At 72.4% G+C, this 17,870-nt stretch carries 21 protein-coding genes; 8 read left to right on the top strand and 13 right to left on the bottom strand.

The genetic code is table 11. The features are described 5' to 3' along the window. Window positions 1–209: 209 nt before the first annotated feature. Entirely contained in the window at window positions 210–1,280 is a 1,071-nt protein-coding gene (locus AB0K80_RS11585; RefSeq protein WP_365668290.1) for an aspartate-semialdehyde dehydrogenase, read from the bottom strand. Then, window positions 1,280–2,551, bottom strand: coding sequence for an aspartate kinase (locus AB0K80_RS11580; RefSeq protein WP_365668289.1), 1,272 nt, complete (start codon window positions 2,549–2,551; stop codon window positions 1,280–1,282). Before AB0K80_RS11580 ends, AB0K80_RS11585 begins: the two co-directional genes overlap by 1 nt. A 214-nt stretch (window positions 2,552–2,765) precedes the next feature. Here AB0K80_RS11580 and AB0K80_RS11575 point away from each other — a divergent pair, with 214 nt between their 5' ends. Together AB0K80_RS11575 and AB0K80_RS11570 are read left to right on the top strand one after the other, a co-directional pair. Next, a complete protein-coding gene (locus AB0K80_RS11575) occupies window positions 2,766–3,515 on the top strand; it encodes a response regulator transcription factor (RefSeq protein WP_365668287.1) in 750 nt (249 codons plus the stop codon). After that, on the top strand, window positions 3,512–4,888 hold the full coding sequence (locus AB0K80_RS11570; RefSeq protein ID WP_365668285.1) for a HAMP domain-containing sensor histidine kinase: 1,377 nt from the start codon (window positions 3,512–3,514) through the stop codon (window positions 4,886–4,888). The genes AB0K80_RS11575 and AB0K80_RS11570 overlap by 4 nt, the downstream gene beginning before the upstream one ends. Here AB0K80_RS11570 and AB0K80_RS11565 read toward each other — a convergent pair. Further along, complete coding sequence (locus AB0K80_RS11565) at window positions 4,854–5,381, bottom strand: SgcJ/EcaC family oxidoreductase (protein WP_365668283.1); 528 nt, start codon at window positions 5,379–5,381, stop codon at window positions 4,854–4,856. The genes AB0K80_RS11570 and AB0K80_RS11565 overlap by 35 nt on opposite strands. Window positions 5,382–5,591: 210 nt before the next feature. On the opposite strand from AB0K80_RS11565, the gene AB0K80_RS11560 reads away from it, so the two are divergent. After that, window positions 5,592–6,074 (top strand): sel1 repeat family protein, encoded by a 483-nt coding sequence (locus tag AB0K80_RS11560; protein ID WP_365668280.1) that lies wholly within the window; start codon window positions 5,592–5,594, stop codon window positions 6,072–6,074. Here the strand turns inward: AB0K80_RS11560 and AB0K80_RS11555 are convergent. The 5 genes from AB0K80_RS11555 to AB0K80_RS11535 all read right to left on the bottom strand — a co-directional run bounded on the left by AB0K80_RS11555 (window position 6,059) and on the right by AB0K80_RS11535 (window position 8,908). Continuing rightward, window positions 6,059–6,310, bottom strand: coding sequence for a DUF397 domain-containing protein (locus tag AB0K80_RS11555; protein ID WP_365668279.1), 252 nt, complete (start codon window positions 6,308–6,310; stop codon window positions 6,059–6,061). The genes AB0K80_RS11560 and AB0K80_RS11555 overlap by 16 nt on opposite strands. Further along, the gene (locus AB0K80_RS11550; RefSeq protein WP_365668277.1) at window positions 6,303–7,118 is read right to left on the bottom strand and encodes a helix-turn-helix transcriptional regulator; all 816 of its coding nucleotides are present in this window, start codon (window positions 7,116–7,118) and stop codon (window positions 6,303–6,305) included. The genes AB0K80_RS11555 and AB0K80_RS11550 overlap by 8 nt, the downstream gene beginning before the upstream one ends. 113 nt (window positions 7,119–7,231) lie before the next feature. Next, window positions 7,232–7,891, bottom strand: coding sequence for a DUF5063 domain-containing protein (locus tag AB0K80_RS11545; RefSeq protein WP_365668276.1), 660 nt, complete (start codon window positions 7,889–7,891; stop codon window positions 7,232–7,234). Continuing rightward, the gene (gene recR, locus AB0K80_RS11540) at window positions 7,884–8,483 is read right to left on the bottom strand and encodes a recombination mediator RecR (protein WP_365668274.1); all 600 of its coding nucleotides are present in this window, start codon (window positions 8,481–8,483) and stop codon (window positions 7,884–7,886) included. The genes AB0K80_RS11545 and recR overlap by 8 nt, the downstream gene beginning before the upstream one ends. Window positions 8,484–8,566: 83 nt before the next feature. Beyond that, a complete protein-coding gene (locus tag AB0K80_RS11535; protein WP_365668272.1) occupies window positions 8,567–8,908 on the bottom strand; it encodes a YbaB/EbfC family nucleoid-associated protein in 342 nt (113 codons plus the stop codon). Between the two features lie 283 nt (window positions 8,909–9,191). Between AB0K80_RS11535 and AB0K80_RS11530 the strand changes: the two genes are divergently transcribed. Next, on the top strand, window positions 9,192–9,944 hold the full coding sequence (locus tag AB0K80_RS11530; RefSeq protein ID WP_365668270.1) for an SLATT domain-containing protein: 753 nt from the start codon (window positions 9,192–9,194) through the stop codon (window positions 9,942–9,944). Window positions 9,945–10,100: 156 nt separating this feature from the next. On the opposite strand, the gene AB0K80_RS11525 is transcribed toward AB0K80_RS11530, so the two are convergent. From AB0K80_RS11525 to AB0K80_RS11510, 4 genes are all read right to left on the bottom strand, one after another. Further along, window positions 10,101–10,607: an EF-hand domain-containing protein gene (locus tag AB0K80_RS11525; RefSeq protein ID WP_365668268.1), complete on the bottom strand. Its 507-nt coding sequence runs from the start codon at window positions 10,605–10,607 to the stop codon at window positions 10,101–10,103. A gap of 106 nt (window positions 10,608–10,713) precedes the next feature. After that, the gene (locus tag AB0K80_RS11520; RefSeq protein WP_365668266.1) at window positions 10,714–12,567 is read right to left on the bottom strand and encodes a serine/threonine-protein kinase; all 1,854 of its coding nucleotides are present in this window, start codon (window positions 12,565–12,567) and stop codon (window positions 10,714–10,716) included. Window positions 12,568–12,644: 77 nt separating this feature from the next. Beyond that, on the bottom strand, window positions 12,645–13,103 hold the full coding sequence (locus AB0K80_RS11515; protein ID WP_365668264.1) for a MarR family transcriptional regulator: 459 nt from the start codon (window positions 13,101–13,103) through the stop codon (window positions 12,645–12,647). Then, window positions 13,100–13,726: a type 1 glutamine amidotransferase family protein gene (locus AB0K80_RS11510; RefSeq protein WP_365668262.1), complete on the bottom strand. Its 627-nt coding sequence runs from the start codon at window positions 13,724–13,726 to the stop codon at window positions 13,100–13,102. The genes AB0K80_RS11515 and AB0K80_RS11510 overlap by 4 nt, the downstream gene beginning before the upstream one ends. 166 nt (window positions 13,727–13,892) lie before the next feature. On the opposite strand from AB0K80_RS11510, the gene AB0K80_RS11505 reads away from it, so the two are divergent. The 3 genes from AB0K80_RS11505 (at window position 13,893) to AB0K80_RS11495 (ending at window position 17,380) form a co-directional block, all read left to right on the top strand. Further along, entirely contained in the window at window positions 13,893–15,266 is a 1,374-nt protein-coding gene (locus AB0K80_RS11505; protein WP_365668260.1) for an aspartate aminotransferase family protein, read from the top strand. Window positions 15,267–15,416: 150 nt separating this feature from the next. Further along, entirely contained in the window at window positions 15,417–16,139 is a 723-nt protein-coding gene (locus AB0K80_RS11500; protein ID WP_365668258.1) for a GntR family transcriptional regulator, read from the top strand. A 590-nt stretch (window positions 16,140–16,729) separates the two neighbouring features. Beyond that, window positions 16,730–17,380, top strand: a complete 651-nt coding sequence (locus AB0K80_RS11495) for a hypothetical protein (RefSeq protein WP_365668256.1) — start codon at window positions 16,730–16,732, stop codon at window positions 17,378–17,380. A 6-nt stretch (window positions 17,381–17,386) separates the two neighbouring features. Here the strand turns inward: AB0K80_RS11495 and AB0K80_RS11490 are convergent, their stop codons facing one another. Then, window positions 17,387–17,695 (bottom strand): hypothetical protein, encoded by a 309-nt coding sequence (locus AB0K80_RS11490; protein ID WP_365668254.1) that lies wholly within the window; start codon window positions 17,693–17,695, stop codon window positions 17,387–17,389. Here AB0K80_RS11490 and AB0K80_RS11485 point away from each other — a divergent pair. Further along, window positions 17,694–17,858, top strand: a complete 165-nt coding sequence (locus AB0K80_RS11485) for a hypothetical protein (RefSeq protein ID WP_365668253.1) — start codon at window positions 17,694–17,696, stop codon at window positions 17,856–17,858. The genes AB0K80_RS11490 and AB0K80_RS11485 overlap by 2 nt on opposite strands. The last annotated feature ends 12 nt before the right edge of the window (window positions 17,859–17,870 follow it).

Genomic DNA, 17,870 nt, shown 5'->3' with positions numbered 1-17,870 from the left:
CCCCGCCCTCCGCGTGGTTGCGGAGGGCGGGGAGGCAAATCCTCGAGTGCCGGACGGGCCCGGTACAAGTGGTCCGGACCAAGTCCCGGCTCACATGTCTTACGGAGATCCTACAAACGGTTTCTGTGTCTGCCGGGGGTTTTGCGTCACCACGGGAGCAAAGTCACGTACCCGGGGGCCCGGGCCGGGGCCCCGCCGGGCCGGGCCGCTCACGCCGTTTCCGCGGCCACCAGTTCCGCGATCTGGGCCGCGTTCAGGGCGGAGCCCTTGCGGAGGTTGTCCCCGCACACGAACAGTTCCAGTGCCGTCGGGTCGTCCAGGGAGCGGCGGACCCGGCCCACCCACGTGGGGTCGGTGCCGACCACGTCCGCGGGGGTGGGGAACTCCCCGGCCCCGGGGTTGTCGAAGAGGACGACGCCGGGGGCCGTGGCCAGGATCTCGCGGGCCTTGTCGACGGTGACCTCGCCCTCGAAGCGGGCGTGCACGGTCAGCGCGTGCGCGGTGACCACCGGGACCCGTACGCAGGTCACCGCGACCGGCAGCTCGGGCAGGCCGAGGATCTTGCGGGACTCGCCCCGGACCTTCATCTCCTCCGAGCTCCAGCCGTCCTCCCGCGCCGAACCGGCCCACGGCACCACGTTCAGCGCGAGCGGCTCCGGGAACGGCCCGGTGCGGTCCCCCACGGCCCGCCGCACGTCACCGGGGCTGGTGCCCAGCTCCGTACCGGCGACCAGGGACAGCTGCTCCCGCAGCGTCGCCACACCCGCGCGCCCGGCCCCGCTGGCCGCCAGGTACGCCGAGACGACCAGCTCGCACAGCCCGAACTCGGCGTGCAGCGCGCCCAGGGCCACGATCATGGACAGCGTGGTGCAGCTGGGGTTGGCGATGATCCCGCGCCGCCGCATCCGTACCGCGTGCGGGTTGACCTCGGGCACGACGAGCGGCACGTCCGCATCCAGCCGGAACGTGCCGGAGTTGTCGACCACCACCACGCCCTTGGCGGCGGCGACCGGCGCCCACTGGGCGGACACCTCGTCGGGGACGTCGAACAGCGCGATGTCGACCCCGTCGAAGGCCTCCTCGCCGAGGGCCACCACCTCGACCTGCTCGCCGCGCACGGCCAGCTTGCGGCCGGCCGAGCGCGGCGAGGCGATGAGTCGGATCTCGCCCCAGATGTCCGCCCGCTGGGACAGGATCTGGAGCATGACCGTGCCGACGGCCCCGGTCGCGCCCACGACCGCCAGCGTCGGCCTGCCGGCGCGCCCGGCATCCGGGGTCATCAGCGTCCGGTGCCCCCGTAGACGACGGCCTCGGTGCTGTCGGAGTCGAGTCCGAACGCGGTGTGCACGGCGCGCACGGCCTCGGGCACGTCGTCGGCCCGGGTGACCACCGAGATACGGATCTCGGAGGTCGAGATCAGCTCGATGTTCACGCCGGCGTCGGACAGCGCGGTGAAGAAGTCGGCCGTGACGCCGGGGTTGGTCTTCATGCCGGCGCCGACGAGGGAGATCTTGCCGATCTGGTCGTCGTAGCGCAGCGACTCGAAGCCGATGGCGGACTTGTTCTTCTCCAGCGCGTCGATGGCCTTGCGGCCCTCGGTCTTCGGCAGCGTGAAGGAGATGTCCGTCAGGCCCGTGGAGGCGGCGGACACGTTCTGCACGACCATGTCGATGTTGATCTCGGCGTCGGCGATCGTGCGGAAGATCGAGGCCGCCTCGCCCGGCTTGTCCGGCACGCCGACGACCGTGATCTTGGCCTCGGAGGTGTCGTGCGCGACACCGGAGATGATGGCCTGCTCCACCTGCTTGTCCCCAATCGGCTCACTGCTGACCCACGTGCCCTGAAGTCCGCTGAAGCTGGACCGGACGTGGATCGGGATGTTGTACCGGCGGGCGTACTCCACACAGCGGTGGAGCAGCACCTTGGACCCGGACGAGGCCAGCTCCAGCATGTCCTCGAAGGAGATCCAGTCGATCTTCCGGGCCTTCTTCACCACACGCGGGTCGGCGGTGAACACGCCGTCGACGTCGGTGTAGATCTCGCACACCTCGGCGTCGAGGGCGGCGGCCAGCGCGACCGCCGTCGTGTCCGAGCCGCCGCGGCCGAGGGTGGTGATGTCCTTGGTGTCCTGGCTGACGCCCTGGAACCCGGCGACGATGGCGATGTTGCCCTCGTTCAGCGAGTCCCGGATCCGGCCCGGCGTGACGTCGATGATCCGGGCTTTGTTGTGGACCGAGTCGGTGATGACACCTGCCTGGCTGCCGGTGAAGGACTGGGCGCTGTGGCCCAGGTTCTTGATCGCCATGGCCAGCAGGGCCATGGAGATCCGCTCTCCGGCGGTCAGCAGCATGTCGAGCTCACGCCCGGCAGGCATCGGGGAAACCTGCTCGGCGAGATCGATCAGCTCGTCCGTCGTGTCGCCCATCGCGGAAACCACGGCGACCACCTGGTGGCCGTTCTTCTTGGCTTCCACGATCCGCTTGGCGACGCGCTTGATGCCTTCGGCATCGGCTACGGAGGAGCCTCCGTACTTCTGCACGACAAGGCCCACGTGCGCTCCTCGCTTGGTCCGTATCTGTCGGCTCAGTCTAACGAGCGTCCAAAACACCCTGCCGTGGTATCGCATGGTGAGACAGCCGCCCGCGTCCGGACGAGCACCTGCCCATTCCGGGGGACCTCACGCGCAAAGTGGGTGGCGTCACAGGCGGGCGGCCGCGGTTCGGACCTCACCAGTGGCTTAACTTTCAACCACTAGGGTTCGCCCTGTGCGTGTACTCCTGGTGGAAGACGACGAGCCGGTCGCCGAGTCCCTGCGGCGCGGCCTGCAGCGCTACGGCTTCGAGGTGGAGTGGGTGACCACGGGCCGGGCGGCGCTGAGCCACGCGGGCCCCTACGAGGTGGTCCTGCTCGACCTCGGCCTGCCCGACACCGACGGGCTGGACGTGTGCAAGGCGCTGCGCGAGCGCGGCGACGTGCCGATCATCGTGATCAGCGCGCGCAGCGACGAGACGGACCGGGTGGTCGGCCTGGAGCTGGGCGCCGACGACTACGTCTCCAAGCCGTTCGGCGTCCGCGAGGTCATCGCCCGGATACGGGCGGTGATGCGCCGCATGCAGCCCCGTACGGCCGGGGCCGCGGGCACCGGCCCCGACCGCTACGGCCCCCGCCTGACCATCGACCGCAAGGCGGCCCGGGTCCGGCTGGACGGCGAGGAGGTGGCCCTCGCGCCCAAGGAGTACGACCTGCTGGCCTTCCTCACCGAGGAGCCCGGGGCGCTGATGTCCCGCGAGCAGATCATGGAGGCGGTCTGGGACGCCAACTGGTTCGGCCCGACCAAGACGCTGGACGTGCACGTGGCGGCGCTGCGGCGCAAGCTGAAGGGCGCGATCACGATCGAGGCGGTCCGCGGGGTGGGCTTCCGCCTGGAGATCGTCAGCCCGGAGGAAGCCGACAGGCCGCAGGAGAACGCCAGCCCGGGTGAAACCGGCGGGCGAGTCCGGGGCGACGTGCGGTGATTCGTCAGCTCGTCCGTAGTTACGTTCTGCTCGTCGCGGTCGCCATCGCGCTGTTCACGGTGCCCGTGGCGTTCACGCTCACCGCGCAGCTGCGTGACGACACCAGGACCGCCGTGCTGCGCGAGGCCGACGCCATGGCCCTGCTGCTGGGCAACGACCGCGCCGCCTCCTGCCGGGCCCTGGAGGACATGGCCAGGGCGTACGAGGACGTCATCGAGGTCACTCCCACCGGCCACTGCTCCCCCGCCCTGCCGGCGCCCGCCCGGGACGCGGCCCTGGCCAAGGCGCTGCGGCACGGCGAGCCGACCGTGGACTGGGGCTCGGACTTCATCTGGGGGGACCACCTGGTCGTCACGGTCCCCGCCCATCGGCACGCCACGGGCGCCGACGACGCCCGGGGCCCGGTCGTCGGAGCCGTACGCGTCCGGTACGCCACGGGCGAGATGACCTCCCGCCTCTGGCAGATCTGGGGCTTCCGGGCCGTCCTCGCCGTGCTCGTGCTCGGCGTCGCCGCCCTGCTGGGCGTCCTGGTCGCCCGGCGCCTGACCCGCCCGCTGCGGCAGCTCAACGACATGGCGAGCAGGTTCGGCGACGGCGACCTGACCGCCCGCTCCCCCGTCACCGGCCCGCCCGAGACCCAGACGCTGGCCCGCACCCTCAACCAGGGCGCGGAACGCCTGGGCACCCTGATCGCGGCGCAGCGCATCTTCGTCGCGGACGCCTCCCACCAGCTGCGCACGCCGCTGACGGCGTTGCGGCTGTCCCTGGACAACATCGCGGACGGGGTGGACGACGAGTTCGTACGGGAGGACGTGGAGCAGGCGACCGCGGAGGTCGTCCGGATGAGCCGGCTGGTCAACGGGCTGCTGGTGCTGGCCCGGGCCGAGGCGAAGGTGTCGGCCGCGGAGCCGCTCCCGCTGACGGACATCGTGCGGGAGCGGCTGGCGGTGTGGAGACCGGCCGCCGACGAGCGCGGAGTCACCATCACGCTCGGGGGGAGTGCCGACGGCCGGCCGCTCGTGCTGGCCAGCCCCGGTCATCTGGACCAGGTGCTGGACAACGTGCTCTCCAACGCCCTGGAGGTCTCACCGGACGGCGGGACGATCACCGTCCGGGTGGAGCCCCGGGGCGACAAGGTGGACCTGTCGGTGCTGGACGAGGGCCCCGGCATGTCGGACGCGGAGAAGTCCCGCGCCTTCGACCGCTTCTGGCGCGGCCAGGGCCTGACCGGCAAGTCCGGCTCGGGCCTCGGCCTCGCCGTCGTCAAGCAGCTGGTGACGGACGACGGCGGGACGGTCGCCCTCACGGACGCGCCCGGGGGCGGGTTGTGCGTGACGATCAGCCTTCGGGCATCTTCGAGGAGTGGTGGTTGACGATCAGCCACCTGCCGTCGGGCTGCTTCTCGTACACGTAGGTGTAGCGGGCCTTGACGGTGCTCTTCACGCGCGTCTTGGGGTCGGTCAGGGCGAACTCGTAGGTGCCGGTGTCGATGGCGTTGTCGGCGTCGAGGATGTTGACGTGCGACTCGATCTTCGTGCCGAACGGCTTGTTCTTCAGGAAGTGCTCGAAGTAGTCGACGATCTCGGCTCTGTCGGTGCGGACCTGGTTGGAGACCGTGGGCAGCAGCACCCCGTCGCTCGCGTACAGGGCGGCCACCTTCTTCGGGTCCCCGGTCTGCAACGCCGCGTTCCACTGGTCGAACAGCCCGAGCACCTGCGCCTTGGTCACCGGCTTGGCCGGCTTCCCGGCAGGCTCGGCCCCGGCGACCCCGACCCCGGCGAAGAAGGTGCCGGAGGCGACGGCGGCCACGGCGGTGGCGAGGGCGACGCGCTTGCGTATGGAGGCACGGGCGGTACGACGAGTCATCGCTGTCTCCGTTACGAGTGAGGGGAGTTGCTTCCGGTGGAGGAAGTGACTCCAGACTCGCGGGAGAGCGGTTAGGGGGCGTGCAGGGGACGTACAGGGCGGAGGAAGGCCTGAGCAAAAAATCGCCGGGATTCATTCTGCGGCGCGGCGGACATGCCTCTACTGCCGCTGTTCCGGCGGCTGTTCGGCCTCTGACACGGGAGGGCAGGCATGGCCGGTTGTCTGTTGATCGTCGCCGCGGTTCTCAGCACCGTCGGTGTGGTGGCCGGAAACGGCTCACTGCTGCAGTGGAGTTGGGTGGTGTGGGGCGTCGGCGTCCTGCTGCTCATCCGCAACGCGCGGCTGCGGCGGCGCTACGGCACTCCGGAGGCCCTCAAGGCGTCCGCCGAGGCGGGCGACATGAAGGCGCTGCGCAGTCTGGCCATGCTGGCCAAGCTCCAGGACGACTTCGACGAGGCGGAGCGTCTGCTGCGCATCGGGGTCGCGGCCGGTGACAGGGAGTCCATGTGGGAGATGGGACGCCTGGTGGAGCACCGCGACGGACTGGAGGCGTCGGAGCCGTGGTTCCGGATGGCGGCCGAGCGCGGCCACTGGGCGGCCAGACGGTTCTTCCGCCCCGGTCACGCCCTCAACCTCGACGGCACCAACCCGCTGTTCAAGGTGGACGGTCCGGACGCTCAAGCCCCGGGCTGAACCGCGGCGATGAAAGCGGCCCAGGCCGGTCCGGCCACCTGCAGTTGAGGACCTGCCGGGTTCTTGGAGTCGCGGACGTGGACGGTGGCACAGGCGCGGGGAAGGGCGACCTCGACGCAGGCGCCGCCCTCGTTGTCGCTGTAGCTGGACTTGAACCAGTCCAGCGCGACTTCGACGCAGTCGCCGCCCTCGTTGTCGCTGTAGCTCGACTTGAACCATGTCAGCTGGTCACTCACGGCTGTCCACCATCCGCTCGATGAATCGGGCCGACTCGTCGGGCCCGAGAGCCTGCGTCCGGATCATGCTAAGCCGCTCGGTGACTCGGCTGACAACCCCTGGATCGGCCGAGAGCTCGCTGGCGAACGGCCCTTCCGTGAAGGCGAAACGCTCGTGGTCACGCGTCTCCAGCAGCACCATGGGGCCCATGAGCGCGTCGCTGAAGGCCCGTTCGAAGGGGAGCACCTGCACCACGACGTTCCGCAGCCGCCCCACCTCCACCAGGTGGCGCAGTTGTTCGGCGTCCACCAGGGGCGCGCGCAGCACCGCCTCGTAGAGCACGAAGCTCAGACCCACCGGCGGTTTCCGTGCGGTGAGGATGGACTGCCGCTCCATACGGGCGGCGATGCGCTCCTCCACCGTCTCCTCGTCCAGGGGCGGGATGCGGTTGTCGATGAGGGCACGGGCGTACCCCTTCGTCTGCAACAGCCCCGGCACGAGCGAGACGTCGTACGACCAGCGGCTGATCGCCTCCTTCTCCCGCTCCATGAAGTCCTGCGCCCGCGCCGGGAAGCGCTCCCGGTCCAGGAACTCCTTGGCCGCGCTCAACATCCCTTCAGCGCCGCACAGTTCGTCCGCCACGTCGAGTACGCGCGGCGACGGCCGGCGTACGCCGCGCTCCATGGAGGCGATCGTCTCCGGGGAGTAGTTGGCGGCGGAGGCGAGTCTCTCGCGGCTGACGTCGGCCCTCGCCCGCCAGCGTTTCAGCTGGTCGCCGCTGTAACGCCAGGCGACGGGCGGCTGGTTGTTGCTGTGCGTACCCGACACGGTCCCCACCTCCGACCGGCGCACTCCCCTGTGCGCCTCTCCGGTTCGCTACCGAGCGTAGCCTTCCGGGCGCGTCTGTGTGACCGGCTTCACGCCTTCGGTCCGGACCGGCGTCACTGTGCCGGGCGCAGCCCCAGCGGTCCCGCGATCTCGCGGGCCATCACCCGGCCCGCCTCGAACTCCAGGGTGTCGTCGCCCATGCCCTGGTCGGTGTCCAGGCCGTCGAGTTCCTCGAGGGGCTGGTTGAGGCGGACGTGGGCCACCACGGACTGCAGCGCGCGCAGGGTCGCGGACGCCGTCGAGCCCCAGTTGGAGAAGTAGGAGAACTGCCACCACCACAGCGCCTCGGTGGTGCGGCCCGCCTTGTAGTGGGCCATGCCGTGGCGCAGGTCGGTGATGACGTCGGCCAGGTCGTCGGAGATTCGGGCCGGGACCGGGGCCTTGCGGGGCTCGTAGGGGTCGAAGACCTCCGAGTAGACGTCGATCGGCTCCAGCAGGCGGGCCAGGTTCTCGCGCAGTTCGTCGACGTCGGGTTCGGGGCCCGAGTCGGGCTCGTAGCGCTCGTCGGGGACGATGTCCTCGTGCGCGCCCAGGCGGCCGCCGGCCAGCAGGAGCTGGGAGACCTCGAGAAGGAGGAAGGGGACCGCCGAGTCCGGCTCGTCGCCCTTCGCGACCTCGGTGACGGCCACCAGGAAGCTCTCGATCTGGTCCGCGATCTGGACCGCGAAGTCGTCCGGGTTCTGGTGGGTCGCGTGCAGCGTGGCGTCAGACATCTAGCAGTCGTCTCCCCTCGAAGGCGCGGCCGAGGGTCACCTCGTCCGCGTATTCCAGGTCGCCACCCACCGGGAGGCCGCTGGCCAGGCGGGTGACCTTCAGGCCCATGGGCTTGATCATGCGGGCGAGGTACGTCGCTGTCGCCTCGCCTTCGAGATTCGGGTCCGTGGCCAGGATGAGCTCCGTGACCGTGCCGTCGGCCAGGCGTGCGAGCAGTTCCCGTATGCGCAGGTCGTCCGGGCCGACTCCGTCGATGGGGCTGATCGCGCCGCCGAGGACGTGGTAGCGGCCGCGGAACTCGCGGGTGCGCTCGATCGCCACGACGTCCTTCGGCTCCTCGACCACGCAGATGACCGCCGGGTCGCGGCGCGGGTCGCGGCAGACCGCGCAGTGTTCCTCCTGCGCGACGTTGCCGCAGACCGCGCAGAAGCGGACCTTCGCCTTGACCTCCATCAGGGCCTGCGCGAGCCGCCGTACGTCCGTGGGTTCCGCCTGGAGGATGTGGAAGGCGATCCGCTGGGCGCTCTTCGGACCGACCCCGGGCAGCCGCCCGAGCTCGTCGATCAGGTCCTGGACCACGCCTTCGTACAACGGACTGCCGTCCTTCCTGGGTTCGCTTCAGTACGTACGGTAGAGGGCCGCCGCCCCGGTGAGGAAGGCAGGCCGCGCCTCCCTCAGAAGGGCAGGCCGGGGAAACCGCCGCCGCCCAGGCCCTGGGCGAGCGGACCGAGCTTCTCCTGCTGGAGGTTCTGCGCGTTCTCATTGGCCGCCTGCACGGCCGCCACGACCAGGTCGGCGAGGGTGTCGGTGTCCTCCGGGTCCACCGCCTTCGGGTCGATCTTCAGGGCGCGCAGTTCGCCGGCGCCCGTGACGGTGGCCTTCACGAGACCGCCGCCCGCCTGGCCCTCGACCTCCGTCCGCGCCAGTTCCTCCTGCGCCCGCTGGAGGTCCTGCTGCATCTTCTGGGCCTGCTGGAGCAGCTGCTGCATGTTGGGCTGGCCACCACCGGGGATCACGATCAGCTCCTGTTTCGCACGGCTGTCTGTTACGTACGGCTGTCCTGGCGGGGTTTCCCGCCTGGCACGAGCCTACGTGGTCCGGGCGGCCGCCGCCCCGGCACTCGTTCGGGTGAAGTCCGCTCCGGGCCGCTCCGTCGATCAAGGCCTACTTCCGAGCGGAAAACAGGCGAAACCTTCCCCTTCGCCATCCAACGGGCGGTAGGAAGGGTCCGGCGCGGCAGGGCGATCACGCTGCGTGACACTGCACAGTCGGAGTCAGTCGGTCAGTAGGGAGTGCCGGGTGGGTCAGCCGGAGATGCAGCCCGAGAGGCCGCCTCAGGACGGGCGGGACGAGAGGGCGGCCGGGCTCCGGCCGGGGGACCTGACCGGGCGGGCGTTCCCGCTCGGGGACTGGGGGGAGCCGGCGGTACGGCTGGACGAGCTGTACCGGTGGGTGGAGCGCGGGGCGCTGGACACCGCCGCCTGGTATCTCGCGGACCGGGTGGGGAAGCGGCGGGGCGCCCGGGCCCTGCGGGCCGGGGCGGCGGCGGGGGCCGTGGCCGGGGCCGCGCTGCCGCTGCTGGATGTGACGGGGGTGGTCGGCGGGGTCGCGCCCTGGGGGTATCTCGCGCTGCTGCTGGGCGTGGCATGCGTGGCCGGGGACCGGTTCTTCGGGGTGACGTCCTCCTGGATGAGGGACGTGGCGACGGCGCAGGCGGTGCAGCGGCGGTTGCTGGCGCTCCAGTTCGACTGGGCGACGGAGAGCGTACGGGAGGTGCTCGGGCCGACCGAGGGGACGGCGGCGGAGGCGACCGAGCGGTGTCTGGGCGTGCTGCGGCGGTTCTCGGAGGACGTCTCCGAGCTGGTGCGGGCGGAGACGGCGGACTGGATGGTGGAGTTCCGCACCGGCGGAGCACCACTCGGCATGCAGTCGGCGATGACCCCCGGGGCGGGCCGGCCGGAACCGGCCGGCCCGAACAGCCGCTTCCCGGGCCCGACGGGGGGCGCCGCCCGCCCGAACATGCCCCGGCAACGGCCCCCGGAGCCACGGTGAACCCCGCCAAGGGTCACTGCGAACCCAGCCAAGGGCCACTGCCCGGGCTGCCCGGCAAGGGGCTCCCACCCCGGGCTACCCAGCAGCGAGTCCCCGGCGCGTGCAGCCACCCGAGCCGACTGAACGCAGCCCGAGACTGGCGCTGCCGTGGTGCGGTCAGCCGGTGGCGACCAGTGCCTCGTACATCCGTGACGTGCCGTCGCTGACGAAGGCGCGGATCTCGTTCAGGTACTCGTCGCGGCCGACGCGGCCGTCCCCGTCGGTGTCCAGCGCGTGGAACGCCTCGGTGGCGTTGCCGGCGGGGTTGCCCAGGACCTCGCGCAGCCGTGCGAACTCCGTCCGGTCCAGCGCCCCGTCGGCGTCGGTGTCGGCGAGATCGAACAGGGACCCCAGCGCCTCCCGGCAGACGTCGTCGAAGCTCTGGGCGCCCGCCCACGCCGCGTACTCCTCGAGGGTCACCCTGCCGTCACCGTCGCCGTCCATCGAGGCGTAGACGCGTTCGTGCGCGGCGCGGGCGACGGCGACACGGGGGTCGTCGGCCGCGCGGCCGAGCCGCGCGGCGGCCCGGGCCGGGCGGGCGAGGTACTCCTCGCGGGAGATCACGCCGTCGCCGTCCGCGTCGAGCGTGCGAAAGACGCGCTCACGCGCGGCCATGAGGTCCATGGGGTTCCCTTCCTGCGGTACCGGGACAGTGGTGACTCACTGTACCGACAGCGCCGCTCTGCGTGATTGCGCCGGTCCTCCCGCCCGCGGGCGGGAGGACCGGCGCTCACTGCCTGGTGTACGTCAGCTCGTCCCCGGTGCTCGTGTTGACGCGGCGCAGCGAGCCGTCCGGAAGCAGGCTCACCTCGGTGGGCTCGCCCGGGGAGCAGGCCGCGCGGGGGCCGGTCGCGACGGTGGACGGGCCGATCTCCAGCGGGCCGTCGGCGTCGGGGGCCGCGGCCAGGTCGGCCTCGAACACGCAGTGGTAGGTGCCGCTCGCGGTGGGGCCGTCGGCGACGAGGGACAGGACGGTGTCGCCCACCTCGCCCTGCCGGATGGTCAGCCGGCGGGTGTGCTCGCCGTCGGCGTTGTCGATGGTGGTGGTCCAGGTGCCCAGGTACGCCGCCGGAATGGTGCCGTCGGCGGCTGCCGAGGTGGCCGGAGCCGCGGAGGTGGGGGTGGGGTCGGGGTCGGCGGTGCCACGGGCCGGGGACGCGCTGGCGGTCGGTGTCGGGTCGCCGCCGGCCCGGTCGCCCTCGCCCCGGCCGTCCATCAACGCGTAGACCGTGCCGCCCGCGGCGATCGCCACGACCAGGGCGATCACCACGAGCAGGGCGGTGGACCGGCCGCTGCCGCGCGACGGCCGGGGGTCGTACGGCGGGCTCGTCCCGAAGGGCGGCGGGCCGTACGGCGGGGTGGAGCCGAGGGCGCCCTGCCCGGGGTACGGGGCACCGGGCGGGTAGCCGTAGCCGGGCGGCTGGGGGTGCTGCTGGGGGTGGCCGTACGCCGGGTGCGGGGCCGGCGGCGGGGTGGCCGGGGCCTGGCCCACGACGACGGTGGGGAGGTGGTCGACCGGCTCCGGTGTGCCGCTGCCGGGCCGGCCGGGCGCCGGAACCGCGGGGCCGGCGGGAGCGCCCGGGGCGGCCGGCGCGGAGTCGTCGGCGGGGGCGTGCTCGGGGGTGGCGGCGGGCCGGCCGGGTCCGGCGGGGCCCGGCTGTCCTTCCGGGTCCTCCGTGTCCAGCAACCGCACGGCGTGCCGCCCGAGTTGGGCGACCAGGGAGCCGGGCAGCCAGGGGTCGCGGGAACGGCCGTCGGCGACCGTGTCGTCCACGCCGGTGCGCTGCAGGATCCGGTCGAGCGTCGGGCGCGCCGCCGGGTCCTTGCGCAGGCACTCCCGCACCAGGTCGGCGATCCCCTCCGGCACGCCGTCCAGGTCCGGCTCCTCCTGCGCGATGCGGAACATCAGCGCGTGCACGCCGCTGTTGGCGGCGCCGAAGGGGAGCCTGCCGGTCGCGGCGTACGCCAGCACCGAACCGAGGCAGAAGACGTCGCAGGCCGGGGTGATGCGGTCGCCGCGCACCTGCTCGGGCGCCATGAAGCCGGGCGAGCCGACCAGCGCGCCGGTACGGGTGAGGCCGCCGTCGGTGACGGTCTCCAGCGCCCGCGCGATGCCGAAGTCGATGACGCGCGGGCCGTCGATCGTCACCAGCACGTTGGACGGCTTGAGGTCGCGGTGCACGATCCCGGCGGCGTGGATGTCCTGCAGCGCGTGCGCGAGCCCGGCCGCGAGGATCCGCACGGACCGCTCGGGCAGGGCCCCGTGGTCGTGCCCGACGACCTGCTGCAGGCTGGGTCCGGCCACGTACCCGGTGGCGACCCAGGGGACGGCGGCCTCGGTGTCCGCGTCGAGCACCGGCGCGGTCCAGTGCCCGCCGACCCGCCGCGCGGCCTGCACCTCCTGCCGGAACCGCTCCCGGAACTCCTCCTGCCGCGCCAGCTCCTCGCGCACCAACTTCACGGCGACGGTACGTCCCCGGTCCGACCGGGCCAGATAGACGTACCCCATGCCGCCCGCGCCCAGCCGCGCCAGCAGCCGGTACGCGCCGATGTGCTGCGGGTCCCCCGGTTCCAGCTTCTCCATCGCCCCGTCGCCTTCCCCCCAAGTGAGCAACGAAGCGAGAATAGTGCGGGGTCAGCGGGCTGGGGACGGGCCGGTGTCTACGGTTCCGTAACAGGCGGCCCGAGCTGTTCCAGGGCCTTCGAGAGGCGTTCGAGCGCCTGTACCGCCTCGGCGAGGTCCGCCTCCCCGAAGGCCTGGGCCAGCCGGTCGGCGAACGCCGCGTGGCCGGGGTCGATCCGGGCGACCGCCGCGCGGCCCTCCTCGGTCGGTGCGAGGAGTTTGGCGCGGCGGTGGGCGGGGTTGGGCCGGTACTCGGCCAGGCCCCGCTCCACCAGCAGGTCGGCGATGCGCTGCACGCTCTGCCGCGTGATGCCCATGGCCCGCGCGATGCCCGAGACGGGCAGCGGCTCGGCGAGGACCGCGCCGAGCACCTGCCACCAGGCGGCCGTGAGGCCGGCCGGCCGGGCCAGCTCCTCGGCCACCGCGAGGAACTGGCCGTTGAGGCGGAAGACGCCGAGCGCGGTGCGGCTGAGCAGGGCCTGACGCTCCCGGCTCATGCCGCCCCCGCCCGCTGCAGGACGGCGTAGGCCGCGGCGTCGGAGTCGTGGAACAGCCGGTACCAGGCGTCCAGCACCTCGCCGCCGTACACCCCGAGCAGGCGCAGGACCTCCCGGGCGAAGGCGACGGGCTCGGTCGGGCCGGCGGTGACCAGGCCGCCGTCGGTGACGGCGTCGGTCTCGACGTACTTCCCGCCGCCCGCGTAGCCGGTCGCCGCCAGGTAGAAGGAGACCGCGCTGGTGTGCGCCCGGTCGTCGAGCAGGCCCTCCCGGGCCAGTCCGGCGGTGGCCCCGCAGATGGCGGCGACGGGCACGCCCGCGTCGAGGAACTGCCGGGCCTTGCGGGCGAAGGGGGCCAGGTCGTCGCCGGTGTCCCACAGGTCCGCGCCCGGGAGGATCAGCAGACGGCTGTCCTCGGGCCGTACGTCGTCCAGGGCCAGGTCGGGCTGGACGCGCAGTCCGCCGATGCTGGTGACGGGGGCGGTGGACGGGCCGACCGTGCGGATCGCGTACCCGGCGCGGGCCAGGTGGGCGGTGGTGTGGCCGGTCTCCCAGTCGGCGAGGGTGTCGTACACGGCGAGGTGGACGGTGCCGCGGTCCCGGTTTCCGGTGCTGCCGTTCATGGTTCCTCCTCGGACCCGACGGTTATGACAGAATGCTGTCGCAAACGCAGCATGCTGTCAATCCCGCGGTTTCTTCCGGGGTGTCGACAACCTGTCGCGGAAAGCGGCCCGGCGCAGACAGGACGCCCATGTCACCACCCCCGTACGCGCCCCTAGCCTCGCCCGCATGACCGCTCATGCTCAGCCGTACCCGCAGCCGGATCCGCAGGCCGGCGCGGCCGTGAAGGCCGCGGACCGCGCGCACGTCTTCCATTCCTGGTCCGCCCAGGAGCTCATCGACCCGCTCGCCGTCGCCGGGGCGGAGGGGGCGTACTTCTGGGACTACGACGGCCGGCGCTACCTGGACTTCACCAGCGGGCTCGTCTACACCAACCTCGGCTACCAGCACCCCGTAGTCGTCGCCGCCATCCAGGAGCAGGCGGCGCGGATGACGACCTTCGCGCCCGCCTTCGCGGTCGAGGCGCGGTCGGAGGCGGCCCGGCTCATCGCCGAGCGGACCCCGGGCGACCTCGACAAGATCTTCTTCACCAACGGCGGCGCCGACGCCGTCGAGCACGCCGTGCGCATGGCGCGGCTGCACACCGGGCGGCCCAAGGTGCTCTCGGCCTACCGCTCGTACCACGGCGGCACGCAGCAGGCCGTGAACCTCACCGGCGACCCGCGCCGCTGGGCCAGCGACAGCGGCTCGGCCGGGGTGGTGCACTTCTGGGCGCCCTTCCTCTACCGCTCCCGCTTCTACGCCGAGACCGAGGAGCAGGAGTGCGCGCGGGCGCTGGAGCACCTGGAGACGACGATCGCCTTCGAGGGGCCGTCGACGATCGCCGCGATCGTCCTGGAGACGATCCCGGGCACGGCCGGGATCATGGTCCCGCCGCCGGGGTACCTCGCGGGCGTCCGCGAGATCTGCGACACGTACGGCATCGTCTTCGTCCTGGACGAGGTCATGGCCGGGTTCGGGCGGACGGGCGCGTGGTTCGCGGCGGACCTGTACGGGGTCGTGCCGGACCTGATGACCTTCGCCAAGGGCGTGAACTCGGGGTATGTGCCGCTCGGCGGGGTGGCCATCTCCGGGAAGATCGCGGAGACCTTCGCCCGGCGGCCCTACCCGGGCGGGCTGACGTACTCCGGGCATCCGCTGGCCTGCGCGGCGGCCGTCGCCACGATCGGCGTCATGGCGCAGGAGGGCGTCGTGGAGCACGCCGCCCGGCTGGGGGCCGAGGTGCTCGGACCCGGGCTGCGCGAGCTGGCCGAGCGGCACCCGTCGGTGGGCGAGGTGCGCGGCACGGGCGTGTTCTGGGCGCTGGAGCTGGTCCGGAACCGGCACACCCGTGAGCCGCTGGTGCCGTACAACGCCACCGGCGAGGCGAACGCCCCGATGGCCGCGTTCGCCGCCGCCGCCAAGGCGCGCGGCCTGTGGCCCTTCGTCCACATGAACCGGACGCACGTGGTGCCGCCCTGCAACCTCACCGAGGCCGAGGCGAAGGAGGGCCTCGCGGCGCTGGACGCGGCTCTGTCGGTGGCGGACGAGTACACCGGGTGAGCCGGCGCCCCGGCGGCGGGCAGGGGAGGCAAGCGCATGTCAACGCGTCAGTAACCGAAGGCGTGGCCGGGACTCGAACGCGTATGGTGGCGTGCTCGTAAACATGTACGTGCACGCCACCCGAACGCGACGAGGGGAGACGCTCCGACCATGCCCGCTCCTGGCAGCGGCGGCAACGGCGCCGTCACGCGCAGCACCCTGCGGCAGCAGATCGCGGAAGCGCTGCGCGACGAGGTGCTGGCGGGGCGGCTGAAGCCGGGGCAGGAGTTCACGGTGAAGGAGATCGCCGAGCAGTACGGCGTGTCCGCGACGCCTGTGCGGGAGGCGCTGGTCGACCTGTCCGCGCAGGGGCTGCTCGACGCGGACCAGCACCGGGGTTTCCGGGTGCACGAGTACGCGGCCGACGACTTCCGGGGCATGATCGAGGCGCGCAGCCTGGTCACCGACGGGATGTTCCACTCCCTCGTCGACGGCGTGCGCAGCGACGTGCAGCCCGACGACCCCCGGATCGCCGCCGCCCTGGCCGGGGTCCGGCGCCGCGGCGAGGAGGCCCGGCGGGCCGCCGAGGCCGGGGACCTGACCGTGCTGATCGGCTACGACCTGCGGTTCTGGCGCGAGCTCGCCGCCCTGTTCGGCAACCCCTACCTCTCCGACTTCCTGCACCGGCTGCGCGTGCAGTCCTGGGTGTGCGCGGTGCAGCACCTGCGCCGGCTGCCCGACCTGCGCGGACAGCTGTGGTCCGGGCACACGGACCTGGTCGACGCCCTGACCCGACGCGACACGGACACCGCACGGGCGATCGTCGACGCGTACAACGCGCACTGGCTGGCGCTCATCGAGCGGCTGACGGAGAACCGAGCAGCGGGCGGCTGACCAGCCGAGCAGCTTGCTGAGGGCCGTGAGCCGGCCCGTGGTCGAGTGGCCTGGCAGGCGAGCGGGCGAGCGGGCGAGGGGACAAGCGGTCCGGGCGTCGGTGAAGGCAAGCACCGGGCAGCCGGACGGGCGCGCGGCCGGCGGGCGGGCGGCCGGCGGGCGAGCAGCCGAGCGGGCGCGCGGCCGGCGGGCGAGCACCGGCGGGCGAGCAGCCGGGCGGCCGGGCGGCTGATGGTCGGGCGGATGATGGTCGGGCCGCTGATGGTCGGGCAGGTAGGCGGCCGGGCGGCCGGGCAGGTGCGCGGTTGCAGGCGCAGGAAGGGATGGGGCAGGCGAGCGGTCGTGGCGGCTGAGCAACCGGCAGGTACATGGCCCGGCGGCGAGGGCGTCACGGGCCCCGGCGGGCCGCCCGTTCCGGCGGCGAGGCGGGCCGCAGGGGCGGGCAGGCGCGCGGGTGATCCGCCCCCGCGGGGTGTCCCCGGCGCGGGTACGGCATCTTCACGGGGGAACTGGACAGATACAGGCAGGCGCCGCCGGGCCCCGCACCGATTACCCTGCCTTGACCACCGTGCAGTGTGAGGAGCCCTCTTTTGGCCTGTGACCTGTGGCTGGTACCGCTCGTCGATGTGTTGTGCCACACGCCCGACAACCCCTTCGCCGAGGAACTCGCGCAATACAACAAGGTGCTCACCGAGGCCGGGTTGCCGCCGGTGCCGGTGTACCAGTACATGCCGGGGCTGTCCGGCGACGTGGCCCCGGTGGCCGGCTTCGACTACGACGCGCTGCACTTCCTGCGCCGCGTGTACCTGCTGCAGGTCTGTGGCCTGCCGGTCACGCCGGTCGACGAACTGGGCGGCGACTACGAGCAGTTGCTGGAGATGTTCGAGGCGACGGCCCAGCAGTCGCACCTGGTCTGGCACTACGACCACGCGGGCGCCTACGTCCCCGTCGACTTCCCGCACCCCCTGGCCAACGACGAACTCATGGCCGCCGGCGGCCCGTTGGGCTCCGCGCAGGCCCTGCTGCGGGAGCTGGAGTACGTCGCCCCGTCGATCGGCATCGACCCGGCCAACCCCCCGGCCCCGCCCCAGCCCCCGCTCGCCCCGACCGAGCTGGAGGAACCGGCCGTGCCCGCGCCGTACGACCCGAGCCCCTTCGCCCGGGAACGGCACGTCTGGCTCGGGCTGCACGCGGCGGCGACCCGGAGCCTGGCGCAGGGGTCGATGATCGTGTTCAGCTGAGGAGCGCTACTGGCCGCTGTCACCGCCTCGCAGCTGGGAGAGCCCCTTCTGCACGTCGTCCAGGTTCATCGCGGGCGTGTAGGACACCTTGGCGTCCCCGGCCTCGAAGAGCGGCTCGGTGATCACGGGTATCTGCGAGGGGTCCTCCAGATCGAAGAACAGGTAGGCGGTGCGCTCACCGTCCTCCGGGAGGAAGTAGGCGGCTTCCGGATGCACCCGGTCGATCGTCTCCCGGATGAGATCGCCCATCCTGCCGCTGCGGATGAGCTCGTTCCCCTTCTCCGTGTCGAAGTGAGCCTTGAGCAGTACGCGCATGGCGGTCGCCTTCTTCCTCGGACTCGTCGCTCAGACCCTTTCAGAATATGACCGTTTCGTCCGCAATGGCCTCTATCAAGTAGGAGCCTTTTCGTTGACGCTTCACCTGCCCGCCTGGCTCACCGGCGCTCCGATCCGGCTCCGGCCGGCCGGCACCGCCTGAGCACGCCCTGAC

The sequence above is a fragment of the Streptomyces sp. NPDC052682 genome, from assembly GCF_040678435.1.
In the GTDB taxonomy this organism is placed as follows: Bacteria; Actinomycetota; Actinomycetes; order Streptomycetales; family Streptomycetaceae; genus Streptomyces.
The sequence above is the reverse complement of the archived record's forward strand: the minus strand, read 5'-3'. Positions and strand labels throughout refer to the sequence as shown.

Coding starts and splice junctions, on each gene's coding strand:
- AB0K80_RS11585 (WP_365668290.1), bottom strand. CDS start 1,280: ATGACCCCGGATGCCGGGCGCGCCGGCAGGCCGACGCTGGCGGTCGTG.
- AB0K80_RS11565 (WP_365668283.1), bottom strand. CDS start 5,381: ATGACTCGTCGTACCGCCCGTGCCTCCATACGCAAGCGCGTCGCCCTC.
- AB0K80_RS11560 (WP_365668280.1), top strand. CDS start 5,592: ATGGCCGGTTGTCTGTTGATCGTCGCCGCGGTTCTCAGCACCGTCGGT.
- AB0K80_RS11545 (WP_365668276.1), bottom strand. CDS start 7,891: ATGTCTGACGCCACGCTGCACGCGACCCACCAGAACCCGGACGACTTC.
- AB0K80_RS11525 (WP_365668268.1), bottom strand. CDS start 10,607: ATGGACCTCATGGCCGCGCGTGAGCGCGTCTTTCGCACGCTCGACGCG.
- AB0K80_RS11520 (WP_365668266.1), bottom strand. CDS start 12,567: ATGGAGAAGCTGGAACCGGGGGACCCGCAGCACATCGGCGCGTACCGG.
- AB0K80_RS11515 (WP_365668264.1), bottom strand. CDS start 13,103: ATGAGCCGGGAGCGTCAGGCCCTGCTCAGCCGCACCGCGCTCGGCGTC.
- AB0K80_RS11510 (WP_365668262.1), bottom strand. CDS start 13,726: ATGAACGGCAGCACCGGAAACCGGGACCGCGGCACCGTCCACCTCGCC.
- AB0K80_RS11505 (WP_365668260.1), top strand. CDS start 13,893: ATGACCGCTCATGCTCAGCCGTACCCGCAGCCGGATCCGCAGGCCGGC.
- AB0K80_RS11500 (WP_365668258.1), top strand. CDS start 15,417: ATGCCCGCTCCTGGCAGCGGCGGCAACGGCGCCGTCACGCGCAGCACC.
- AB0K80_RS11485 (WP_365668253.1), top strand. CDS start 17,694: ATGGCGGTCGCCTTCTTCCTCGGACTCGTCGCTCAGACCCTTTCAGAA.
- AB0K80_RS11490 (WP_365668254.1), bottom strand. CDS start 17,695: ATGCGCGTACTGCTCAAGGCTCACTTCGACACGGAGAAGGGGAACGAG.